At 40.4% G+C, this 17,782-nt stretch carries 19 protein-coding genes and 1 tRNA gene; 11 read left to right on the forward strand and 9 right to left on the reverse strand.

Features of this window, described 5'->3' with window-relative positions; translation table 11 throughout:
- Positions 1–78 precede the first annotated feature (78 nt).
- Positions 79–2,085, forward strand: a complete 2,007-nt coding sequence (locus WG954_RS12600) for a transporter-like protein (RefSeq protein WP_340436945.1) — start codon at positions 79–81, stop codon at positions 2,083–2,085.
- A 67-nt stretch (positions 2,086–2,152) separates the two neighbouring features.
- A tRNA-Val gene (locus WG954_RS12605) sits at positions 2,153–2,227 on the forward strand.
- A gap of 71 nt (positions 2,228–2,298) precedes the next feature.
- Here the strand turns inward: WG954_RS12605 and WG954_RS12610 are convergent.
- From WG954_RS12610 to WG954_RS12620, 3 genes are all read right to left on the reverse strand, one after another.
- On the reverse strand, positions 2,299–3,408 hold the full coding sequence (locus tag WG954_RS12610) for a DUF2911 domain-containing protein (RefSeq protein WP_340436946.1): 1,110 nt from the start codon (positions 3,406–3,408) through the stop codon (positions 2,299–2,301).
- A 189-nt stretch (positions 3,409–3,597) separates the two neighbouring features.
- Positions 3,598–3,831, reverse strand: coding sequence for a hypothetical protein (locus WG954_RS12615; protein WP_340436947.1), 234 nt, complete (start codon positions 3,829–3,831; stop codon positions 3,598–3,600).
- Positions 3,832–3,858: 27 nt separating this feature from the next.
- On the reverse strand, positions 3,859–4,611 hold the full coding sequence (locus WG954_RS12620; protein WP_340436948.1) for an MBL fold metallo-hydrolase: 753 nt from the start codon (positions 4,609–4,611) through the stop codon (positions 3,859–3,861).
- A 248-nt stretch (positions 4,612–4,859) separates the two neighbouring features.
- Here WG954_RS12620 and WG954_RS12625 point away from each other — a divergent pair, with 248 nt between their 5' ends.
- Positions 4,860–5,897, forward strand: a complete 1,038-nt coding sequence (locus tag WG954_RS12625) for a PAS domain-containing sensor histidine kinase (protein WP_340436949.1) — start codon at positions 4,860–4,862, stop codon at positions 5,895–5,897.
- On the opposite strand, the gene WG954_RS12630 is transcribed toward WG954_RS12625, so the two are convergent.
- The 4 genes from WG954_RS12630 to WG954_RS12645 form a co-directional block, all read right to left on the reverse strand.
- A complete protein-coding gene (locus tag WG954_RS12630; RefSeq protein ID WP_340436950.1) occupies positions 5,894–6,706 on the reverse strand; it encodes a 3-keto-disaccharide hydrolase in 813 nt (270 codons plus the stop codon). The two genes, WG954_RS12625 and WG954_RS12630, sit on opposite strands and share 4 nt — an antisense overlap.
- Before the next feature lie 82 nt (positions 6,707–6,788).
- Positions 6,789–7,379 (reverse strand): hypothetical protein, encoded by a 591-nt coding sequence (locus tag WG954_RS12635; protein ID WP_340436951.1) that lies wholly within the window; start codon positions 7,377–7,379, stop codon positions 6,789–6,791.
- 17 nt (positions 7,380–7,396) lie between these two features.
- Entirely contained in the window at positions 7,397–8,287 is an 891-nt protein-coding gene (locus tag WG954_RS12640; RefSeq protein WP_340436952.1) for a 3-hydroxyacyl-CoA dehydrogenase family protein, read from the reverse strand.
- A gap of 247 nt (positions 8,288–8,534) precedes the next feature.
- Positions 8,535–9,176 carry a carboxypeptidase-like regulatory domain-containing protein gene (locus WG954_RS12645; protein WP_324228730.1) on the reverse strand — a complete coding sequence of 214 codons (642 nt, stop codon included), beginning with the start codon at positions 9,174–9,176 and terminating at the stop codon, positions 8,535–8,537.
- A gap of 102 nt (positions 9,177–9,278) precedes the next feature.
- On the opposite strand from WG954_RS12645, the gene WG954_RS12650 reads away from it, so the two are divergent.
- From WG954_RS12650 to WG954_RS12680, 7 genes are all read left to right on the forward strand, one after another.
- Complete coding sequence (locus tag WG954_RS12650) at positions 9,279–10,373, forward strand: Mrp/NBP35 family ATP-binding protein (RefSeq protein ID WP_340436954.1); 1,095 nt, start codon at positions 9,279–9,281, stop codon at positions 10,371–10,373.
- Between the two features lie 117 nt (positions 10,374–10,490).
- The gene (locus WG954_RS12655; RefSeq protein ID WP_340436955.1) at positions 10,491–10,622 is read left to right on the forward strand and encodes a GlsB/YeaQ/YmgE family stress response membrane protein; all 132 of its coding nucleotides are present in this window, start codon (positions 10,491–10,493) and stop codon (positions 10,620–10,622) included.
- A 225-nt stretch (positions 10,623–10,847) separates the two neighbouring features.
- Positions 10,848–11,480 (forward strand): FMN-binding negative transcriptional regulator, encoded by a 633-nt coding sequence (locus WG954_RS12660; protein ID WP_340436956.1) that lies wholly within the window; start codon positions 10,848–10,850, stop codon positions 11,478–11,480.
- A 50-nt stretch (positions 11,481–11,530) separates the two neighbouring features.
- Positions 11,531–12,376, forward strand: coding sequence for a glycerophosphodiester phosphodiesterase (locus WG954_RS12665; protein ID WP_340436957.1), 846 nt, complete (start codon positions 11,531–11,533; stop codon positions 12,374–12,376).
- 23 nt (positions 12,377–12,399) lie between these two features.
- Positions 12,400–13,677 (forward strand): kynureninase, encoded by a 1,278-nt coding sequence (gene kynU, locus WG954_RS12670; protein ID WP_340436958.1) that lies wholly within the window; start codon positions 12,400–12,402, stop codon positions 13,675–13,677.
- Positions 13,678–13,738: 61 nt separating this feature from the next.
- A complete protein-coding gene (gene pyrF, locus WG954_RS12675; RefSeq protein ID WP_340436959.1) occupies positions 13,739–14,569 on the forward strand; it encodes an orotidine-5'-phosphate decarboxylase in 831 nt (276 codons plus the stop codon).
- Between the two features lie 27 nt (positions 14,570–14,596).
- The gene (locus WG954_RS12680; RefSeq protein ID WP_340436960.1) at positions 14,597–15,052 is read left to right on the forward strand and encodes a hypothetical protein; all 456 of its coding nucleotides are present in this window, start codon (positions 14,597–14,599) and stop codon (positions 15,050–15,052) included.
- 46 nt (positions 15,053–15,098) lie between these two features.
- Here WG954_RS12680 and WG954_RS12685 read toward each other — a convergent pair whose 3' ends face one another.
- Together WG954_RS12685 and WG954_RS12690 are read right to left on the reverse strand one after the other, a co-directional pair.
- On the reverse strand, positions 15,099–15,722 hold the full coding sequence (locus WG954_RS12685) for an SGNH/GDSL hydrolase family protein (protein WP_340436961.1): 624 nt from the start codon (positions 15,720–15,722) through the stop codon (positions 15,099–15,101).
- A gap of 127 nt (positions 15,723–15,849) precedes the next feature.
- Complete coding sequence (locus tag WG954_RS12690; RefSeq protein ID WP_340436962.1) at positions 15,850–16,266, reverse strand: YciI family protein; 417 nt, start codon at positions 16,264–16,266, stop codon at positions 15,850–15,852.
- Between the two features lie 91 nt (positions 16,267–16,357).
- On the opposite strand from WG954_RS12690, the gene WG954_RS12695 reads away from it, so the two are divergent.
- Positions 16,358–17,542, forward strand: a complete 1,185-nt coding sequence (locus tag WG954_RS12695; protein ID WP_340436963.1) for an acyl-CoA dehydrogenase family protein — start codon at positions 16,358–16,360, stop codon at positions 17,540–17,542.
- Positions 17,543–17,782 lie beyond the last annotated feature (240 nt).

Here is a 17,782-nt window from a genome sequence, read left to right on the forward strand (position 1 = left end):
AAACAATTTCTTCATTTTAGGAAAGCAACTTTAGTGGTATAATACTTGTCATTGTTGAGTCGAAGTGCCGGAAATCAAATGAAATTCAGACTACTGCCTAAAAAGAAAGCCGAAGAACCAGCCGAACAGGGGCAGGCCATTGTGCTTTCCATTAACAGTAACAATCGTGGGCTCGATTTTCTGGCTGAAATCTTCCAAAAGATACGTCCGGCTGATGTAACTGATAAGGAAGCAGCTGAGTTGAAATTCAAAGCATTCTTGTTTCAACTGCAGGAAGACCGGTCATTACTTTTTTCTTTAAGGAAAGCCCTGTTATCTCAATTTGCTAATAGTGATCTTACCACTGCACTTACTGAAAGTGGTTTGCTGAGTTCAAGAGGATTTATCCAGGAACTTGGTTCAAAGCTCAAGCACAAAATTATTCCGGCTTTACTGGAGCCTGCTGATTTTCTTTTTGTGATCGAACGTCTCTTTTACAAAAAGAATGATTATGTATGGATCGAAAAGATCGATACTGATTTATGGAAATCTTTTTTCGGCAGGATTGGGATTGAAGTGAATCTGAACGAGCCTGCATTGAATAATCAGTTGCTGCAATCAATGCAAACCCTATCGTACAGGTTGGCCATGATGGGGCTTGAAAAAGAAATTACCCGATTGCATGATGCCAGAAACGATGCCGTGTTCCCTTTCCTTGAGCAAAACCGTTTGGTGAATATGTTGCTGGAGAGAAAGAAAAATACACACAACATACAGGATGAAAAAGTTATTGCAGCAGGTATTTATGAAGCCCTGCATAACTGTTTACAAAGTGTAAGATATATTAAAGAGCAACGTAAGAGTGTTGGTACAAGTTTAGCGGAAACATTTTTGCTCACCCGTATGGAGCAGCATGTGGAACGCATTCTTTTAATTCTAGATGCAGTTGATAATGACAAACGTTTCGATATAGAGCGATTCATTACCTATTTCATTACCGTAGTGCGCAACCAAAACAGGAAAAACAGTATAAGTGAATTCCTGTCGCAGAATGTTGGGTTATTGGCCTACCAGATATCGGAACATGGTGGAAGGAGAGGAGAAACGTTCATCACCAAAACAAGAAAAGAATTTAATCTTCTTTTTCTTAGCGCAATGGGTGGCGGTTTTATTATTTCGTTTATTGCGATTTTCAAAAACCTATTGGGCAAAGTAACACTCGCACCCTTCTGGCAAGGTGTGGCCTATAGTACGAATTACAGTATCGGTTTTTTATTAATTCAATCCACAGGTTCAACATTGGCTACCAAGCAACCTGCATTCACTGCATCAGCTGTTGCAAGTTCCCTCGATAGTTCAAAGTTGAAAGGACGGCCTGATCTTGATAATCTTGCAGTAACTGTGTCGCAGGTATCAAGAAGTCAGTTGGCATCTTTTGCAGGTAACCTGCTTGTTGTTTTCCCGATGACCTATTTATTGGCGATGTTGTTTTTCGAAATCACAGGTTCTAAGATCGCTGCAGGCGAACAAGCATTGGCATTGCTGCAGGCACAACATCCTTTTCAAACACTGGCATTGTTATTTGCCTGTTTCACGGGCTTCTTTTTATTCCTGAGTGGATTGATTGCAGGTTGGGTAGAAAATTATGTAGTGTATGCACAACTGCCGCAACGAATAAGGCTGCATCCGGTATTGCATCATTCACTTGGTAAGAAGCAATTGAACTGGCTGGTGAATCTTGTTCAGAACAAACTGGGATCAATAGCGGGTAGTGTTTCGCTGGGTTTTTTCCTGGGCATGGCGGCGTTTATTGGAAAGATGTTCGGTATTCCCTTCGATATCAGACATATCACCATTTCTGCAGGTAATACAGCTATTGGCTTCTTTGGATTGGAAGGGCCGATTGATTATCGTTATCTCGGCACCATTCTGCTTGGCGTAAGCTTAATTGGTTTTCTGAACTTTTTTGTAAGCTTCGGTTTTGCATTTTTTGTGGCGGTAAAGTCAAGAGGCATTAAGTTGAGAGACTATCCTGAGTTTCTTGGAATATTGTGGCGCTATCTGCTAAAACGCCCTTTGGATTTCTTTATGCCGCTAAAAAAATAATCTTCAAATATTTTTTTAGATTTTTTTGTCTGAATAAGTCATCCCCTTATCTTTGCACTCCCCAAACGGGAGCATAGCTCAGTTGGTTCAGAGCATCTGCCTTACAAGCAGAGGGTCCGCGGTTCGAGCCCGTGTGCTCCCACAGAAAAAACCTCCGAAATTTCGGAGGTTTTTTTATGCGTATACCTAATGATTGGTGGATATAGATTCTCATCAATTCACATCCTTTCCTTCTTTCAGTTTATTGATCATCGTCTGCACATTATTTTTATTAGGTTGATCAGGTGCTAATGGCAAAGCCAGGTTTGCATACTTCAATGCATTTTTGAAATCAGCGTTAGCAGAATAACCTCTCACCAAACCCATCAATGTAGTAAACTGGTTAGGATTCTTATCATGATTTTGTTTGAACACTTCCAATGCTTCTTTTGATTTCTTCAACTGCAATAATTGACGGCCGTATTGATGCAAATCCTGCATGTTGCCAAAGGTCATTGCCTGTTTCATCACAGCGGTGGCATCATTTGCACGACCAAGCTTTTCCAATAGCTGAGCTTTTACTGCCCATGCTCCAAATACACGATCACCCCCAAAGCCACGGCTTGTTGCGGAGTCGGCCCATAGTAATGCTTCTTCTAAATTCGTATTGCGTTGCAAACACCAGCTTGCTGCCTGGTTCCAGCTTTGCCAGATAAATCCTTTCTCGGTACGTAACTCACGTCTGAAAGATGCGATCTGCTCTTTTACATAATCTGTTTCAATACGAAAAGGGAACATGAGTTTTTCCCATTGTAAGGCAACGGTAGCACCAGTTTCACTCTCATTCATGAATTCATATTTCAACCATTCAACTGATTTGTCAAGTGCAACTGCTTTTACCGGAACACGTAATGCATCTTCCTTGGCATCATAATAATAATGCCCCCATGAAGTAGAGTTGTTCGATAAGATCAAGGTTGATCCGTTTGGATCATACGAAAGAAATAAACCATACCTGCCGGCCTTCACTGGTTTGCCTTCCACTGTAACATCGGTGCTGAATTCGATGGTTGTATTTTCATTGGCACCTGCACGCCATGGAGCAGATTTGCTGCTGCCAAAACCGGGATCGGTAAAACCAACGGGAACAAGTTCGCCCCATACTTTTCCTTCACGACCCTTCACTGCCGGACGATCATAACGAATGGTTACATCAGTTAAACCAATACGTTCACTTACCGATGCTTTTTTATTGCCGCCACTTGGAGCAACAGTCAACGGAATTTGAGCAAAGGAAGAAAGGCAGAGTGCGCTGCTGAATAACAGTAAACATAATTTTTTCATGAATGATAAGTTTTAAGCTTGTAATCTAATGAAGGGGTAAGTTATACTTCAGTTGATTATGATTAATGAAGATAGCAATGGATAGGCGGAGTATTTTCTTTGTTTACAAGATCCGGGAACGGCAGTTTATTACAATTCTTTGAAGTGCCGACCGTTGCTAAAATAGGGGGGGATGCTATTTTGGGTTCGTTATGTTTTGTCAATAGATCGGTCCTGATAACCCCAGTGTTCATTATCCTTAAGGTCCTTGCCATTATAGTGCCCATAACGGAGTATGCTGTATGCAAGCGTTAGCACAAGGAAAGGAGAAAGGAAAAACATGATCATTGTTACATTCGGCAAAATGTTCAGTTGCAGCATTACAACATATGCAACCAGATAACTTGTAGCAAGTGCAGCCAATGTATAAGGACGCTTCAACATGTCTGTTTGTTTAGTTGTACGTAATCGTCATGCAGGTTTTGCTGAAACCTGTTTATATCGTATCAACAATTGTTCCAGTTGGTTGGGAATATTTTTTTGCACTAAACCACCATGATAACAGATCATCTGATCAATTTCAAGTTGGTTTAGTTTTCTTACAGATCGCACTGCTTCATCAAGATCTAAAGTGAACTGCGGGTTGGCAATTTCTAATCTGCCGTTTTCAGTTACTATTGCATCTGCGGCAATCAATGTTTTGTTTTGCGGGATGTAGAGTGAAATATGGCCAGGCATATGTCCGGGAGTATGTATAACCTCAATGCCGCTGAGCCAATCAATTTCACGATCTAATGCTAAAAAATGATCAACAGGAACAGCTTGCAAAGTTTTGAGTAATTCAATAAACTGCAAAGCGCCCGGTTTATATTCTTCCGCTATTGTATCAAGCATCTGTTCTGCCTGTACCAATCGTAACGATTTATGCTTGCCACTAATATAAGGTGCTTCAAGAGCAGAACTATAGACAGGTATTGATGGATATTTATTTTTCAATTCTGCCAAAGCCCCCATGTGATCAATATCATGATGGGTGATAATAATGCCGGTTAATTGATTTAATGAAAGCTGATGTTTTAAAAGGGCTTTCTCCAGCAACGGTAAAAAGCCGGCATAACCACAATCAACCAACACAAGTTGTTGATCAGTTTGCAGTACAACGGGGTATAAAACATTTATTTCTCCGTCGAATGGGAAATCTATTTCAAGAATGTGGCATTGCATCAATTCAACTTGGGCTAACGTGAATTGCAAAGGTCAGAAATATTTATTTTTTTCGTTACATTGTTTAACGATCACTAAGTTTATGCGTGTGCATGAAGGGATGTAAGGCATAGGTATACAAATGCATAAGAGGTTGATTTAATATTTGGTTATTCCAGTGTTAAACCGGCAAATTTTCAAATTATACTTATCACAAAAAATAGATTGTACTACATTTCGTATTTGCAGATTTATGTATTTTCATTGAGATGATCTCCCAAAGTTCCACTGAGTTTGAACTCTCACCTTTTTTTGAACTCACTCCCGACCTGGTGTGTATTGCCCGGAAAGATGGTTATTTTCAGCAGGTAAACCCTGCAGTTATTAAAAAACTTGGCTATACTGTTGAAGAGTTATACGCTCAGCCAATCAGTAATTTCATTCATCCAGAAGACAGGTTATTTACGCAGCAGCACCGCAATGAACTCATCGCCGGTAAACCGCTTGTAAATTTTCAAAACAGGTACGTTTCAAAAGAGGGTACAATTATCTGGCTCGACTGGACTTCTGTTTTTCTGCCAGGGAAAGAAGTAGTGTTTGCCATTGCCAAGGATGTAACTGAACGAAAACTGGCTGAACTTGCAGTGGAAGAAAAATACAAACGCTTTAAAGGATTAGCCAATCATTTTAAAGGTAGTATTGAACGTGATAGGAAATATCTTTCTGTTGAACTGCATGAAGAACTGGCGCAGTTACTGGCCGTATTGAAGATTGACATTGACTGGATAAAAGCGAAAGAAACGGAGCTCCCTGATGCAGTTGCTAAACGACTTGAGCATGCTGCTGTAATTACTGAAATGTTGATAAAAACTATTCAACGGATTTCGTTTACCATCAGCCCCGGTATGTTAAATGATCTTGGTTTGGTTGAAACATTGAGATGGCATTGTAATGAGTTTTCGATGCTCAGTTCAATCGATTGTCAACTTGAGGGCGGTTGTAACGATGACGCACTAAGCAGGGAAGTGCAGCTTGATATTTTCCGTATTTGCCAGGAAGCTTTGCACAATGTGCTTTATCATTCTGAAGCACGAAACGCAACAGTAAGCATTACAGAAACTGACATTGAGCTTTCTTTTGTTATTACTGATGACGGAAAAGGATTTGATGTTACAAGTTTACAGCATAGCAATGGTTTAACCGTTATAAAAGAACGTGCCGCTTCCATTAATGCCGATGTCACTGTTGCAAGCACGCCCGGTGAAGGAACAGAAGTGAGTGTGAAGATGAAAAAAATAGCAGCTTAGTACTTTTTATATTCCTTCGAAAGATCCCTGATACGGATATTCCTGAAATCAATTGGTTGTCCTTCGCTTTGCAAGGCAATGAAACCACTGCTCAATAACTTTCCATCCTGTTTTATTTTTGGATCATAACGTGCAACTACGCCGCCGCCAATTTGTGGTTTTGAATATTGCAATACCGTATCGCCATTGATGATATGTGTGATTAACGAATCGCCCAACACAATTAACTCTGCACTTACCCATTGTTCACCATCATATGTTTTTGAAGTTGAATTGATGCAATGCGATGGAACAATTGTACCCTTTTGCACAACCTCAGTTCCTGGTGAACACATATTGCCTGTTGATCTTGGCTTGCCATCACTCAATCCGCCGAGGAATTGCATTTCAACAGAGATCGGCCAATCCTGCTCCTTTGGCATAGTGCGTGGATCTTGTGAATGAAACATCACGCCACTGTTACGCAAAGTATAGGAAGGTGCTGTTTTGAACCATTCGCCTACGAAACGATATTCCAGTTTGAGATGATAGTAAGAGTAGGGCGTATTGTAATAAAGATGACCAAACTGCTCATTGAAATTATCGTATTGGTCATAACGAACTTTGATCATGTTATCTTCCACACGAAAAGTATTGCCGAAGTTAACACCCACATCATGATGATGGATCTTAACGGTCCAGTCGTTCATGTTCTTGCCGTTGAAGAGTGGTTTCCATTCATCAGTTGATTGGGTTTTGTTGCTGCTGCTGCAACTGTTGATAATGAATGATGAGAGAAGAACGATAATGATTGAAGATGGATGACGCATTGTTATTATAGGAATGTGTTTCGAAGATAAGGCATGTTTAGATTACAACTGTTCTCTCCCTTAGATTGAACAATCGGTTGTTCTATCTCTTAAAAGAAGATTTTTTCCATGCGCTCATCATCATCATTCCTTTTTCTTCATCAACAAACATCATATTTATAGTTAGTTCCTTGTTGCCGAACGGCCTGCTGTACATGTAGATCCGAATGACCATGTTATTGGGCAAACTGATGCTAATCCTGAACTTTTGGAAAGTAAGACCATCAATCAATTCTTCTGTTGATGCAGTGTCAATTGTTGCATTTGGTATTTGCTCCTTAAAGGTGGTATAAAGCACTTCGTTTACGCTTCGGAAATAAGCAGGATAATCTGGGTCACTAATCGAATCATACGGTTGTTGATTTGCTTCTAAATAATTACGGTCGTCGTATTTTACCACAAAAATTGTGGTGGCTTGACTCTCAATTTTTTCGCCATAGGTTTTTTCGATTGCGGCCGCACCTTTTTCTTCAAGCTTATTCCATTCTTCGTTTGATACCGTCTTCGTTCCTTCCGGGATCACAATTTTCCATTTCAGTGGTTTGAAAAAATATTCTTTACCGGGCTCTGCCTGCGCATACAAACTGAGGGTTGTAAAAAATACAGCAACTGTTACCAATATATTTTTGATCATTTAAAAAGAATCAGCTTTTATTTTTTAAAACTATTACTCACCACCAATTCCTTACTTCCTCCTGCATAACTATAAAATCCCTCACCACTCTTTACACCTAACTTACCTGCAGTAACCATATTCACCAATAATGGACAAGGCGCATATTTGGGGTTTCCGAATCCATCCTGCAACACACGCAAAATAGCAAGACAAACATCCAGCCCAATAAAATCTGCCAACTGCAATGGACCCATCGGGTGAGCCATACCTAATTTCATAACGGTATCAATTTCCTCCACGCCTGCAACCCCTTCATGCAAACTGCAAATAGCTTCGTTGATCATGGGCATTAAAATACGGTTGGCAATAAAACCCGGGTAATCGTTTACCACGCATGGCACTTTGCCAAGTTGTTTACTCAACTCTACGATGGTATCTGTTACTTCTTTCTTTGTTGCATAGCCATTAATGATCTCTACCAGTTTCATCACCGGTACAGGATTCATAAAATGCATACCGATCACCATGCCCGGTCGTTTGGTTACCGCAGCAATTATTGTAATGGAAATAGACGAAGTGTTTGTTGCAAGAATACATCCTGCCGGAGCTGCTTTATCGATCTCTTCAAAAATATCGAGTTTCAACTCTACATTTTCTGTTGCTGCTTCAACAATGAGTTCGGCATTGGCTACACCTTTCAACAGATCATGTGTAGTGCTGATATTTTTTAAGGTGCTTTGTTTTTGATCTTCGGTAAGTGTTCCTTTAGCGATCTGTCGGTCGAGATTTTTACCAATGCTTTCGATAGCCTTTGTGAGTTGACCTGGATTTACATCAATGAGAGTTACGCTAAAACCTGTTTGGGCAAATATGTGTGCAATTCCATTTCCCATGGTTCCTGCACCAACGACAGCAATCTGTTTCATTTCTATGCTTTTTTATTGGGCACAATATAGGAAAAGACAATTGTTGAATGTATGACTTGTATTAGAAAAAATGCTGATAGAAGACAAAGGCAAGTTGCCAGCAATGCACAAAGGCTAAAAGTAACATAAAGGAAAAAGTTCAATAATGAAATGAATGTACAAGCGAGCGTGGCAACAAAAGCTACATTGTTGTAAGAAAGCTCACTACAAAAAAATAACTCTGTGTCTTTGTAACTCTGTTGTAAACCTAATTTTTCTTCTTAAAATCTCCCCGTTTCCATGCCTGTATAAATTCATTCCAGGCAACTGGGTTAAAGATGTTCTGCGGACGGAACTGTCCATTGTAGTATTGCGTTTGTGCGTATTGATTCTGCACATACCTCGAGTTCTCACTTCCATCTCTCGGTAACGATTGTTGCAGTATTCTTGATTGTGCTGTTCGGGTATTTTGCCGGGCCACTTCAATTTTATCGGCAGGTACATCGGCAGCTAAAAATTCCCGTTCAAACTGTTCACGTCGGGGTCTTGCTTTAATGATCGTGGCTGGAAGGTAAACAGTATCAACCACCATCAACTGAATAATACTGAAAGAATTTCCTTCGATGTTTGATGGTATCACCACTTCTTTTGGTTTGAAACCGACATAGGTGAAATCGATAATATCGCCTTTCAATACCACAATGCTGAATACACCTTGCTCGTTGGTGAACGTACCACGGTTCTGGTTACGCAGTTTCACGGTAACTCCGGGGAGGCCACGAAGGCTGTCGGCCGTCATCACCACACCATATAACTGAACAATGGAATCTTTAAAGGACTCGAACTGAGCTTTTACAGCAATAGGGGCAAGCAAACCAAGCAGCAGCGAAAGGAGTAGAAATTTCTTCATCTGCATCAAAAATAAGTGGAAAACATGATTTGCCTCACCAATCGGAAGCAATCTATGGTTAATTTTGCAGCCGGATCAGCTTTTTTAACAAATACTACAAACATGACAAAGGAACAAGTGCTGCAGGCATTGAGTAACGTACAGGAACCAGACTTGGGTAAAGACCTCGTTACGCTGAATATGATTAAAGACATTGAAATTGATGGTAATAAAGTCTCTTTTACGATCGTATTGACCACACCTGCCTGTCCCATGAAGGATATGATGGGACGTGCCGCCACCAATGCTATTGAATTACTGGTGAATAAAGATGCTGTGGTGATCGTGAATTTTACATCGAATACCAGCAGCAACAGGAAAGATCCAAGATCAGTACTGCCGAATGTAAAAAATATTATTGCAGTTGTGAGTGGTAAAGGCGGAGTGGGCAAAAGCACAGTTAGTGCTAACCTCGCTATTGCATTGGCACAAAGCGGTGCAAAAGTTGGTTTGATGGATGCTGATATTTACGGACCAAGTGTTCCGATGATGTTTGGTGTAAGAGGTGAACGTCCGAAAATGACAGAAGTGAATGGTAAAGGCATGATCGTTCCAATGGAGAAGTATGGTATCAAATTCATGAGCATTGGTTTATTGGTGAATGAAAAGGATGCGATTGTTTGGCGTGGACCAATGGCCAGCAGCGCTATTCGCCAGTTTGTAACAGATGTGTTGTGGGAAGAATTGGATTACCTTGTAATTGATATGCCGCCGGGTACTGGTGATATTCATTTAACGTTGGTGCAAACAGTTCCTGTTACAGGTGCAATTGTTGTAACAACTCCACAGGATATTGCATTAGCCGATGCGAAGAAAGCAGTGGCGATGTTTGGACAGGCGCAAATAAAAGTGCCGATCATTGGCTTGGTGGAGAATATGGCTTATTTCACACCGGCAGAGTTACCAAACAACAAGTATTACATTTTTGGAAAAGATGGTGGTAAACGTTTGGCCGATGAATTTGAATTGACATTCCTCGGACAAATTCCGTTGGTGCAAAGTATACGTGAAGGTGGAGATTATGGTAAGCCCATCATGGCAGGTGATGATGAAGTAACAAAAAAAGCATTTGAAGAATTTACAGATGCAGCTGTGCGGAGTATTTCTATGCGTAATGCAGAAATACCTGCAACCCAAACGCTTGAAATTGTCTCTTAAGAGTATACTGTTTTGATTTTTGTGATGGCGGGCCGAAGGCCCGCCATCTTTTTTGGCACGATAATTTTAGGGGCTGTAGTGCTAATCATTATTCATCATTTGCAAAAAATCAATTGTATGGAAATTATTGCAACATTATTGATTGGTGCCATTGCAGGATGGCTCGGCAGTCAATTATTCAAAGGAAGAGGCCTCGGTTTACTGGGTAATATTGTGGTGGGTATTCTTGGAAGTTTTGTTGGTTATTAGTTGCTCGGTAAAGTGGGTGTGAGTTTTGGTGCCGGGTGGATAGGTGCCATTTTAACCGGTGCACTTGGTGCCATTATTATTTTAGCAATTACGAATGCGTTGTTCAGAAGCAGCACATAAGTTGGCTGCATTTGTGTTAACGGCGGGCTGAAAGTCCGCCGTTAATTTTTATGTAACCTGGGTGTTTATAGTCTTCTTGTTTTTACAGAACCTTACCTTTGGCGCATGTATAACTTCAGTCATTTTAAAGAACCTGATGAACAGGTTGTTGTTGAATTTATGAAACAGCATCCTTTTGCGATGCTTATAGGTAATGCCGACGGACGTTCGGTTGCAACACAGTTGCCATTGATGATTGAAGAACGGGAAAGTAAATTGTTTTTACTTGGACATGTTACAAGGAAACAGGACCATCATCTTGTGTTTGAAAAAAATACAGAAGCGTTAGTGATCTTTACGGGAGCACATGCATACGTAAGTGCAACCTGGTACGAAAATCAGCAGAATGTAAGTACATGGAATTATAGCAGTGTACATGCACGTGGGCAACTTCGTTTTTTAGACGAAAATGGATTGGCTGATGCGTTGCGGAAACTGTCGCTGCACTACGAGCATAACAATGTGCACTCTGCTACAATATTTGATAACTTACCTGAAGAATATACTGCACGTTTAATGAAAGCCATTGCTGGGTTTGAAATTGAAGTGACATCATTGGAACATGTATTTAAACTGAGCCAGAACAGGGATGAGAAAAGTTATCATAACATCATTGACCATTTGAAGGCAGAAGGTAGCGAAGCTGCTGAAGTGGCGAAGGTGATGGAAGAGCGAAAAGATAAAGTGTTTCCGTCATGAAAAATTATTGCTGTTATACACTGATCATACTTTTAATAAGTTGCTCCAATATGAAAACTGTTACTGGCCCATCTGCAGATGATATGGGTTTTGATAAACAAGGCCATCGTGGCTGTAGGGGTTTAATGCCGGAGAATACAATTCCTGCAATGCTGCATGCATTGGATTTAAATGTAACAACACTCGAGCTTGATGTAGTGATCACAAAAGATAAACAGGTGATTGTTTCGCATGAGCCTTTTTTTAATCATGATATTACAACAAAGCCAAACGGGGAAGCAGTCTCTTTAGCAGAAGAAAGAGGGTTGAACATTTTTCAGATGATGTATGCGCAGGTGAAGACGTATGATGTGGGATTGAAATCTCACCCTAGGTTTCCGCAGCAGAAAAAAATCGCTGCTGTAAAACCTTTGTTGTGTGATCTGTTTGATAGTGTGGCAGTTTATATGCAATCGCACAGTCGTCCGCAACCTTATTTCAACATCGAAACAAAATGTTTACCCATTGGTGATGGTCTTTATCATCCCAAGCCCGATGAATTTGTTGAGTTGTTGATGACAGTGATCAAAGAAAAGAAACTGGAAGAGCGTGTGATCATCCAGTCATTCGATTTTCGCACATTGCAATACCTGCATCAACATTATCCCGCAATGAAAACAGCTATGCTCATTGAAGATGATGATAAACGTGGAATAGAAAAGCAAATTGAAGCATTAGGCTTTCAGCCAACGATATACAGTCCACATTATTCCTTGGTGAATGCTGAGTTGATCAGTTATTGCCATTCAAAAAAGATCAAAGTAATTCCGTGGACAGTAAATACAAAAGAAGAAATTGAACAATTGAAGAAAATGGGTGTTGATGGCATCATCAGCGATTACCCGAATTTATTTTAAACTCCGTTACAGTAGCTATAATTATGCAGTTTCAACCAACGCTTGCGTTTGCTCAACAACTCGACCAGCAGGATCCGTTAAGATCATTCCGTCAGCAATTTATTATTCCATCAGCCAATGAAACGGAGAAAGTTTATTTTCTGGGCAATTCACTTGGCTTGCAACCAAAGCGAACAAAAGATAAACTCCAAACCATTCTTGATGATTGGGGAAAGCTGGGTGTTGAATCATTCTTTCATGCAGAACAACCCTGGATGGATTATCACGACAGGTTGGTTGGTCCGTTAAGCAAGATCGTTGGTTGTTTACCACATGAAGTAACGGTGATGAACAACCTCAGCGTGAACCTGCATTTAATGCTGGTGAGTTTTTATCGTCCGCAAGGCAAACGAATTAAGATTCTTTGCGAAGCAAAAGCATTTCCCAGCGATCAATACATGATGGAAACACATGTAAGGCATCATGGGTTCGATCCTACAGATGCGATCATTGAAGTAAAACCAAGAGAAGGCGAACATACCATTCGTAATGAAGACCTGTTGCAGATTATTGTTCAACACAGAGAAGAATTGGCATTGGTATTATTCGGCGGCATCAATTATTACAGCGGACAGTTATTCGATATGCAAACCATTACGCAACTGGCAAAACAAGCCGGTGCCAAAGTTGGTTTCGACCTGGCGCATGCTGCCGGGAATATTGAACTGAACCTGCACGACTGGAATGTTGATTTTGCCTGCTGGTGTAATTACAAATATTTAAACTCCGGTCCCGGTGCCGTGGCAGCTGCCTATGTGCATGAGCGTTATCATACTGACCCGTCGATACAACGTTTTGCAGGTTGGTGGGGTTATGAAAAAGCCACCCGTTTTCAAATGGAAAAGGGATTCAAACCGGTTCAATCGGCCGAAGGTTGGCAATTGGGGACACCAGCTTTGTTGTTGTATGCATCACAACTGGCTGCATTGGAAATTGTGGAAGAGGCTGGCTGGGAAAATATCAACCGCAAACGAAAATTACTCACTGAATATTTGTGGTATATCCTCGATGAAGTAAATGCCTCGCAGAAAGAACCCATCATTGAATTTATTACTCCACGTAACGAAAGCGAACATGGTTGCCAGGTAAGCATGAACATGCTGCAACGGGGCAAAGAAATTTACAATGCGTTGATGGAGCAGGATTTTTTTGTTGATTGGCGGGAGCCATCAGTGATCCGTTTAGCGCCTGTGCCTTTGTATAATACATTTGAAGAAGTGTGGAAATTCGGTGAAGCGATGAGGAATATCTTAGAGGTTTAAAATTACGCAAGATTCATACCCCGTACTTCTTACATCATACATCTTTCTATATCTTCGCCGCATGACGAGGCAGCAACTTATTGAGCAGATCAATCAAAAGCAATCATACCTGTGTGTTGGCTTAGATACTGATCTTACCAAGATCCCAAAACATTTACAATCGCATCCCGATGCGATGTTTGAATTCAATAAAGCCATCATTGATGCTACGTTGCCGCATTGTGTGAGTTACAAGATCAACACTGCGTTTTATGAGGCCATGGGTGTGAAGGGATGGGAGGTGATGGAACGCACTGTAAATTATATTCCCGACACACATTTTAAAATTGCAGATGCCAAGCGTGGCGATATCGGCAATACATCTACACAATATGCACGTGCTTTTTTTGAAGCCATGAATTTTGATGCAGTTACTGTTGCGCCATACATGGGTGAAGACAGTGTGCGTCCCTTTTTGGAATACGAAGGAAAGTGGGCGATCGTTCTTGGACTGACTTCAAACAAAGGCGCCAATGATTTTGAATTGAAACAACTCCTCAGTGAAAATGGCGAAACACATCTCCGTGCTGAGTTTTTATATGAACGTGTATTACGCACTGTTGCTAAATGGGGTACGCCAGATAATTTAATGTTTGTAGTTGGTGCAACACAACCTGAAGAATTTGTCAACATCCGCAGCATTATTCCCGATCATTTTTTATTGGTGCCGGGTGTTGGTGCACAGGGTGGAAGTTTAAAAGATATTTCAGAAAAAGCCATGAACAATGATTGTGGGTTATTGGTAAATGCAAGCCGTGCAGTTATCTACGCTTCCGGTAAAGAAGATTTTGCAACAGAAGCAAAGGCAATTGCAGAGCAATATCAATTTGAAATGAAGAGTTATTTAAAGTAAGCTACTTAAGTTTTAAAGTTGGTGAATATGGCTTCAGCGTTTTGGACACTAGATGATGGAAGAGTGATTGCGAGAAGATGGACCGGGATGGCTGGCATGTTGGAACTGATAACTTGCGAGCTGAAAAATATTGAAGGCGCAGACGACTTTTATAAATATCTTGACGTATTTGTATATCGAGAAGAAAATGGAGACTACCCCAATGGATACGGAGGATTCATTCGAAAAGATGAGAGTATATTGTTCAACCTGGATTTGAGAACGTTTGCTCCTCAAAATCGTTTGTTTTTTTGGCAAGCAGCTCAAGGTGCTTTAGTAAAACTGAAAGTAAAGACTGGGGATAAGAATGAAGGTATTGAATCGCTCTTTATTCTTTTGTTAGATATGCATAAGCGATTTAAAAAAGGAGAGGACCCAATGTTATTGACTGACGTTAAAAGTATTCAACCTGAGCCATTAGAAAAATTAGGGCCTGGATGGTGAGACAATGTATAACCAGCGTAAATGAAATTTCTCTTCTTATTTTTTATCATTTAATTTCCTTTATCATCAGATCCGTCACCTTCTCAGCCCATCTTGCATAGTCTTTTGCTGATGGATGCAATCCATCTTCAGCAACCAATGATTTATCTGTTGCGGCTTCTCTTGTAAACGGAGTGATATTGATGTAATGAACATTATATTTCTTTGCTATCTTTTCATTGATGGCATTAAATGCATCGATCTCGTTAGCAATTTCAGCTCTATTTCGGTCTTTGGCAAATGGAGTTACACCCCAATCAGGAATACTCAAAACAATTACATGATTCGCTTTGTCAGCAGCATAGCCAAGTGCCTGTTGCAATAGTTCTTCAAACTGCTGTGCATATTCTTCTTTACTCCGGCCACGGTATTGATTGTTTACACCAATGAGTAGTGTTACAAAGTCAAACGGCACAGCTAAACGCACACGGCTTAACTGTTCCTGTAGCTCATCCGTTGTCCAGCCTGTTTTAGCAATGATTGCCGGTTCATCGATATTTATTTTTTCTTTACTTAAAAGTGAAACAACCTGGTGCGGAAAGTTTTTTTCTGAAGGAACACTTTCTCCGATAGTATAAGAATCGCCAAGGGCGAGATAAGTATATTTTTTTTGGGATGTGTTTGCTGGCATCTTACTGATGTTACATGAAATGTTTAAAATGAAAATAAGAATGATCGGGTAAAGGAATTGCATAATGCTTATTGATGTTTTATAGAAGTGCAAATTGAAAAAACGCTTTATGCATGTTGCTGTGAGTTTAATTTTCAGGAATGCCCGTTTTAAAACTACCACTTCCCATCGTCCACCATGGACGAATATCGTAGGTTAGTCGGCCTGCAATAATTGCAGGATCTGTTTTTACCAACAACTCGATCTCTTCTTTTGTTTTACAACCCGGTGCGTACGCATCAAAAATAAAAAGCCCAACCCAGTCTCCACCATCGCCAAAAGGTCCTGCAACTTTCAGTTTTCCTTCTTTATGCAGTCTCGCCATATTTGCCATATGGCCTTCCTGAATTTTTGCAGCAGTTGCAGAATCCTGCGAACGGTTAGTGCCTTTCAGCAACATCACAAACCAATATGGCTGAATTTTTTCTTTCGGTTTCTCGGCTTCCTGTTGGGCATAAACAGTGCATGTCGTAACCAGTAAAATGAAAAGAAGAAATTGTTTCATACATAAATCGTTTGATAGGCGAAAAAGTACAACTTTTTTGTGTGGATGCGCACACGTACATTTGTTATCTTTTAAAACGAACGTCTTTGCTATGTCAGTGAAACAAGACCTTTTTCAAAGCCCCGATTATTTTTTAGTAGATGAATTGTTAACCGAAGAACATAAGTTGATTCGTGATGCAGTTCGCAGCTACGTGAAGAAAGAAATTTCTCCAATCATTGAAGACTATGCACAGAAAGCAGAGTTTCCTCAACAGATCGTAAAACAAATGGGCGACTTAGGTTGCTTTGGTCCAACAGTACCCGTTGAATATGGCGGAGGCGGTTTGGATTATATCAGTTATGGATTGATGATGCAGGAATTGGAACGTGGCGATAGTGGAGTGCGTTCAACTGCAAGTGTGCAAGGGAGTTTAGTGATGTATCCAATCTATGCTTATGGTAACGAAGAGCAACGCAACAAATATTTACCCAAGCTTGCAAGTGGTGAATGGTTGGGTTGTTTTGGTTTAACAGAACCAAATCATGGTAGTGATCCCAGCAGTATGTTGACAAACATAAAAGATGCAGGTGATCATGTGATATTGAACGGTGCAAAAATGTGGATTAGCAATGCACCTTATTCACAGGTGGCTGTTGTTTGGGCAAAGGATGAAGAAGGAATTGTGCGTGGTGTAATTGTGGAAAGAGGAATGGAAGGTTTTTCTACGCCAACAACACATGGTAAGTGGAGTTTGCGTGCAAGCGCAACGGGTGAATTGGTTTTTGATAATGTAAAAGTGCCCAAAGAAAATATTTTGCCAAACGTAAAAGGATTGAAAGGTCCGTTGGGTTGTTTAACCAAAGCTCGTTACGGAATAGCATGGGGTGTGTTAGGTGCTGCAATGGATTGTTACGATACTGCTTTGCGTTACAGTAAAGAGCGTATTCAGTTCGACAGGCCTATCGCAGGATTTCAGTTGCAACAAAAAAAGTTGGCAGAAATGATCACCGAAATAACCAAAGCACAATTATTAAACTGGCGTCTTGGTGTATTGATGAGTGAAGGAAGAGCTACACCGCAACAGGTGAGCATGGCTAAGCGTAACAGTTGTGAAATTGCAACAAATATTTGCAGAGATGCAAGGCAGATGCTTGGGGGAATGGGTATAACAGGTGAATATTCTGTTATGCGTCACATGATGAACCTTGAAAGTGTGATCACTTATGAAGGCACACACGACATTCATTTACTCATCACAGGTATGGATGTTACGGGTATTAATGCGTTTAAATAAATATTATTTATTTTAAAAGGAAAGGATATCCCCAAAGGATATCCTTTTTTTATGTTTAACTTTCTATCGAAAATAATTTAAAACTGATTCTCAATAACAAATGGGAAAATTCTGTTTGTTTTTGATGCAACTATTTTTTTGTGGCATTCATCTTGCAATACACCCGGCGGAATTTCTCTTTTCTGTCTTCTATGTAGACTAACTGTAATTCACCCCGAATTCTAACCAAAAAAAATTGTA

The sequence above is a fragment of the Lacibacter sp. H375 genome (genome assembly GCF_037892425.1).
Lineage (GTDB): Bacteria > Bacteroidota > Bacteroidia > Chitinophagales > Chitinophagaceae > Lacibacter.

Coding starts and splice junctions, on each gene's coding strand:
- WG954_RS12625 (WP_340436949.1), top strand. CDS start 4,860: ATGATCTCCCAAAGTTCCACTGAGTTTGAACTCTCACCTTTTTTTGAA.
- WG954_RS12690 (WP_340436962.1), bottom strand. CDS start 16,266: ATGAAACAATTTCTTCTTTTCATTTTACTGGTTACGACATGCACTGTT.
- WG954_RS12695 (WP_340436963.1), top strand. CDS start 16,358: ATGTCAGTGAAACAAGACCTTTTTCAAAGCCCCGATTATTTTTTAGTA.
- WG954_RS12610 (WP_340436946.1), bottom strand. CDS start 3,408: ATGAAAAAATTATGTTTACTGTTATTCAGCAGCGCACTCTGCCTTTCT.
- WG954_RS12665 (WP_340436957.1), top strand. CDS start 11,531: ATGAAAACTGTTACTGGCCCATCTGCAGATGATATGGGTTTTGATAAA.
- WG954_RS12615 (WP_340436947.1), bottom strand. CDS start 3,831: ATGTTGAAGCGTCCTTATACATTGGCTGCACTTGCTACAAGTTATCTG.
- WG954_RS12655 (WP_340436955.1), top strand. CDS start 10,491: ATGGAAATTATTGCAACATTATTGATTGGTGCCATTGCAGGATGGCTC.
- WG954_RS12685 (WP_340436961.1), bottom strand. CDS start 15,722: ATGCCAGCAAACACATCCCAAAAAAAATATACTTATCTCGCCCTTGGC.
- WG954_RS12620 (WP_340436948.1), bottom strand. CDS start 4,611: ATGCAATGCCACATTCTTGAAATAGATTTCCCATTCGACGGAGAAATA.
- WG954_RS12650 (WP_340436954.1), top strand. CDS start 9,279: ATGACAAAGGAACAAGTGCTGCAGGCATTGAGTAACGTACAGGAACCA.
- WG954_RS12600 (WP_340436945.1), top strand. CDS start 79: ATGAAATTCAGACTACTGCCTAAAAAGAAAGCCGAAGAACCAGCCGAA.
- WG954_RS12645 (WP_324228730.1), bottom strand. CDS start 9,176: ATGAAGAAATTTCTACTCCTTTCGCTGCTGCTTGGTTTGCTTGCCCCT.
- WG954_RS12660 (WP_340436956.1), top strand. CDS start 10,848: ATGTATAACTTCAGTCATTTTAAAGAACCTGATGAACAGGTTGTTGTT.
- WG954_RS12635 (WP_340436951.1), bottom strand. CDS start 7,379: ATGATCAAAAATATATTGGTAACAGTTGCTGTATTTTTTACAACCCTC.
- kynU (WP_340436958.1), top strand. CDS start 12,400: ATGCAGTTTCAACCAACGCTTGCGTTTGCTCAACAACTCGACCAGCAG.
- WG954_RS12680 (WP_340436960.1), top strand. CDS start 14,597: ATGGCTTCAGCGTTTTGGACACTAGATGATGGAAGAGTGATTGCGAGA.
- WG954_RS12640 (WP_340436952.1), bottom strand. CDS start 8,287: ATGAAACAGATTGCTGTCGTTGGTGCAGGAACCATGGGAAATGGAATT.
- pyrF (WP_340436959.1), top strand. CDS start 13,739: ATGACGAGGCAGCAACTTATTGAGCAGATCAATCAAAAGCAATCATAC.
- WG954_RS12630 (WP_340436950.1), bottom strand. CDS start 6,706: ATGCGTCATCCATCTTCAATCATTATCGTTCTTCTCTCATCATTCATT.